At 56.9% G+C, this 3,999-nt stretch carries 4 protein-coding genes; all 4 read left to right on the forward strand.

The window, feature by feature from the left end; all coding sequences use genetic code 11:
* Positions 1 to 386: integrase core domain-containing protein (locus IEX64_RS23810; RefSeq protein ID WP_229710715.1), on the forward strand; the 386-nt coding region annotated here is incomplete at its 5' end.
* A gap of 258 nt (positions 387 to 644) precedes the next feature.
* Entirely contained in the window at positions 645 to 1,544 is a 900-nt protein-coding gene (locus IEX64_RS23815) for a DMT family transporter (RefSeq protein WP_188823905.1), read from the forward strand.
* Positions 1,545 to 1,561: 17 nt separating this feature from the next.
* Positions 1,562 to 3,457 carry an AMP-binding protein gene (locus IEX64_RS23820; protein WP_188823910.1) on the forward strand — a complete coding sequence of 632 codons (1,896 nt, stop codon included), beginning with the start codon at positions 1,562 to 1,564 and terminating at the stop codon, positions 3,455 to 3,457.
* 127 nt (positions 3,458 to 3,584) lie between these two features.
* Positions 3,585 to 3,929 (forward strand): cupin domain-containing protein, encoded by a 345-nt coding sequence (locus IEX64_RS23825; protein ID WP_188823908.1) that lies wholly within the window; start codon positions 3,585 to 3,587, stop codon positions 3,927 to 3,929.
* Positions 3,930 to 3,999 lie beyond the last annotated feature (70 nt).

The raw sequence follows: 3,999 nt of genomic DNA on the forward strand, positions 1-3,999 counted from the left end.
GCGCGCCCTTGTCTTCATCAAGGCGATGCGGCCCTTCGAGGGACCGCTTCCCAATGTGCTATGGCAGCGAATTTATCTCGCGGGACATGGATCTGTGGGCTTACCAGCGCAGTGTGATCCTGGACTTCTCCCGCCCAGGCAAACCCACAGACGATGCGTTCATCGAAGCGTTCAACAGCAAGCTGCGCAGCGAATGCCTGAACGCCCACTGGTTCCTGTCGCTGCAAGATGCTTGCGAAAAGCTGGAGGCTTGGCGTAGACACTACAACGAGGATCGACCGCATAGCGCGATTGGGAATATCTCCCCGATCATGCTTGCAAACTCAGTCGGTGAAACCAGCCCACCGAACCTGAGCAAGGCCGTAAACTCCAGACCTGAGCCGTAAACTCCAGACCTGAACGGTCCAAAGGTTGGGTGGCAGAGCAAACCGGGCGCAGGCTCTACTCATAGCCGGTAGAAACCTCGGGCTCAGACCACCTGGCATCCCCAAACTGCCATATTTTTAAGCCTAAGGCTCCAAGAGCAAATTCGGCCTATGCATGCAATGCAGTGTACTATATGCAACATGGGTGTGGCGCGCAAGGCTAATCTTTGCTCCCCACTGATACCAACAGGCGATCACTACCAGCGTTTGGGGAGGGGGATGAAAGGGATTGCGGTCAGGTTCTGGGATTCCCCGACCTTGCTTATGGTCCTCGCAAGCCTTTTCTGGGCGCTGAATCCAATTGTTGGCCGGGCCATTCGCGATGACCTTTCTCCGGTGACGATCGGCTTTTGGAGATGGCTCATCGCCGCAACATGTATCCTGCCGTTTGCATGGCGCCATCTTGGCGCCGATCTTCCTGCCATTCGTCGGTCGTGGCGGTTTCTGGGATTGTTGGGGTTCTTTGGAGTTGGGGTTTTTTCCTTTCTAGTGTACAGCAGTCTCCAGTTTACGACGGCGACCAACAACTTGCTGCTACAATCCACGATGCCGATCATGACACTGATCATGCCAGCAGTGATTTTCCGCGAACGAGTTGCCTCGCTCCAGTTTGTCTGCGCAGGACTGTCGATTCTGGGTGCCGTTTGGATCATTACTGAGGGTGACTTGTTTAACTTGCACCTTGCGTCCCTCAATGCTGGCGATCTCCTGGCGCTAGCGGCAGTCTTTCTCTACGCTGCCTACGCGACCTCCCTGCGCAGGGCGCCCCAGTTGCATCACTTCAGCCTGCTGGTGGTGCTATTTGCAGCGGGCATTGTCTCGCTTTCCGCCCCTTACGGTTTGCAAATGTTGCTTAACGGCACATCCGATCTGCCGCTGACCTCGATAGGTGCGCTGGTATTCATCGGAATTTTTCCTTCACTCGTTTCCTACGCGTTGTTCAATCGCGCGGTTGCCCTGATTGGATCGGTACGAGCTGGCCTCTTCATGAATCTTCCGGCAGTCTTCGGCGTATTGATGGCCGTCCCCCTCTTGGGGGAGAGGTTTGCGCACTATCATTTGGTTGGGTCACTCCTCATCGTGGTGTCACTCCTGCTCTCAAGAAAGGTAAGTAAATGAGTTTTAACGAAGATTCCATGTCGCAGCACGCGATAAACCGCCTCAAAGCTGCACAGGACGAAGCCAGCATTGACGCTGCGAAGTACTGGGGGAGGGCGGCCGAAGCCATCGATTGGTTTGCGTGCGCAGATATGCCATTCGATGATTTCTTGGGATGGTTCTCTGACGGCCAACTGAACACGTGCTACAACTGTCTCGACCGGCACGTCGCCGCAGGTCGTGGCGACTGCACTGCTTTGATTTATGACAGCCCGGTTACCAAGACGATCGCGAGGTACAGCTATTCCGAACTTCTCCAGCAAACGGGTCGCGTCGCAGCAATGCTCAAGAGCCTTGGGGTGGGGCAAGGCGATCGGGTGGTCATCTACATGCCGATGGTCCCGGAAACCGTTTTTGCCATGCTGGCCTGCGCCCGGCTTGGCGCCATTCATTCGGTGGTGTTTGGCGGCTTTGCTCCGCCCGAACTTTCCAAGCGGATCGATGATGCTGCGCCGAAACTTGTCCTGACCGCCTCATGCGGGATCGAAGGCGGGCGGACAATCGCCTACAAACCGCTAGTGGACGAAGCACTAGCGCTCTCTTCCCATCAAGTGCGCCATGTTGTGCTGCTGCAACGCGAACAGGTGACCGCCGCCCTGCGTCCACCGCGCGACATCGACTGGATGGAGCTGCACGCACTAACTGCCGGGGATGAAATTCCCGCTTGCGTATCGGTTGCTGCAACCGATCCGCTCTATATCCTTTACACCTCCGGAACCACCGGCAAGCCAAAGGGCGTGGTGCGCGAAAATGGCGGGCATGCGGTGGCGCTGGCTTGGTCCATGACGAACATTTACGGGATCGAGGCTGGAGACACGTTCTGGGCGGCATCCGATGTTGGCTGGGTGGTCGGCCACAGCTACATTGTCTACGGGCCCTTGCTGGTCGGAGCGGCTACGGTCTTGTTCGAAGGCAAGCCGGTGGGAACTCCCGATCCCGGCACGTTCTGGCGCGTTATCGAACGGCATGGCGTGAAGTCCTTCTTCACGGCACCAACCGCTATACGCGCCATTCGCAAGGAAGATCCTGCAGGGGACTTGCTCAGGCAACTTGGCATCGCTCGATGCCAGGCAATCTTTCTTGCGGGCGAGCGCGCCGATCCCGACACGATCGATTGGCTCGAACAGCACAGTGGCCTACCGGTGATCGACCACTGGTGGCAAACAGAGCTGGGCTGGCCCGCCATTGCCACCTGTATTGGCCTTGGTGATTGGCGCCGTAAGCGCGGAAGCGCTGGATTAGCAGTGCCAGGCTATGATTTTGCGATCCTCGACGATCGCGGACAGCCCGTTGCCGATGGCAACAGCGGCAACGTCGTCATTCGCGCGCCTCTTGCTCCCGGGGCCTTCCGAACCCTCTGGAACAACCAGGCAGGCTACGAGAAAAACTTCGCGACCTATCCCGGCTTCTACGAAACCGGAGACACGGGCCATCGGGATCCGGACGGCTTTCTGCACATCATGGGTCGCACCGACGACATCATCAATGTCGCTGGGCATCGACTTTCGACCGGCCAGATGGAACAGATCGTCGCAAAACAAGAAGGTGTTGCCGAATGCGCGGTGATCGGCGCGAAGCATCCCGTCAAGGGCATGATCCCGGTTGCTTTCGTCTCGCCCCGCGCGGGACACCAGGCCGACCATACCCTTACCGGACGGATCGTTCAGGCCGTGCGATCCGAGCTCGGCGCCGTGGCGGCGATGAAAAAGGTTCATATCGTCCCGCAGCTCCCCAAGACCCGATCGGGCAAAATCCTGCGCAACCTGCTGCGCGAGATCGTCAATCACGCCAGATACGAAATCCCGGCGACGATAGAAGACAGTACGGTTCCAGCAACGATTGCCGAAATCGTCGAGGCCGAGTCCACGACATGACCTTCGAAGGCAGCAGAAAGCCAGCATGAATTTGTACTCACCGTAAACGCCTGCCTGGAAGGGTGTTTCCGGTTATCGCCCTTTGCTTTCCGCACAAAATTCATCAAACCTAAGGAGCTTCTTCACAATGAAAATCGCAGAAGGCTACCCAGACCTCATCAAGAGTAAACTCCCCGCGATTACGCATCACGTTTCAGGCTTCGCCGGCTACCTCCTGCAAGGCGAGCATTCCCAGCTCGTTTTCTCGGACTTTACCGGCGACTTCAATGCACCGGACCACGTCCACGGCCATCATTTGGGGATCGTTTTGGAAGGTGAAGTCGAAATGACAATTGAGGGAGAAACCCGCATCTACGGGCCCGGCGAGTACTACATCGTGGCACCTGGTGCAGTTCACTCAGCAAAGATCGAGAAGGGAACAAAATCAATCGACATTTGGTTCGAGCCGGACCATATCCGGCTGAAGGACTAGGTTGTAGTGACGATTTAACTATTTGATCCATAGCATGATGGATGCGAGTTTGACGAAGCCGAGGAAGTTG

The organism is Novosphingobium indicum (assembly GCF_014645195.1).
GTDB lineage: Bacteria > Pseudomonadota > Alphaproteobacteria > Sphingomonadales > Sphingomonadaceae > Novosphingobium > Novosphingobium indicum.